The following is a 369-nucleotide window of genomic DNA, read 5'->3' on the forward strand; positions in this document are numbered from 1 at the left end:
ACCCACGACCCCGAGAAGGGCGATGTCCCCAACGGCGACTACACCTGGACGATCACGCCGGAAACGCTTGACGGCACCCCGCTCGGCTTCAAAGCCTCCGGCTCCTTCAAGCTCGTCCGCCAGCCCGCTGCGCACGACCTCAATGTCAACGGCGCCTTCGACCTTCTCCAGCGGGACTCCGCCGGCGGCCTGTGGCGCACCGACAGCACGTACTACAGCGGTGAGCTGGACATGCACTCGCACCGTCGTGAGTTCATCGGTCCCGGATGGCAGATCTACGACCGGATCGAGGCGGTTGGCAACCTCGGGAGCTCGGCCGTGAGCGACATCCTCACCCGCGACACCTCCGGCGTGCTGTGGCTCCACGCC

1 pseudogene is annotated in these 369 nt (G+C 66.9%); it reads left to right on the top strand.

Going from position 1 to position 369, the window contains the following annotated elements:
• Positions 1-369, top strand: a pseudogene (locus IG02_RS37455) (hypothetical protein); the annotation flags it as partial.

This window comes from Streptomyces sp. NRRL F-5135 (assembly GCF_000719775.1).
Lineage (GTDB): Bacteria > Actinomycetota > Actinomycetes > Streptomycetales > Streptomycetaceae > Streptomyces > Streptomyces hebeiensis.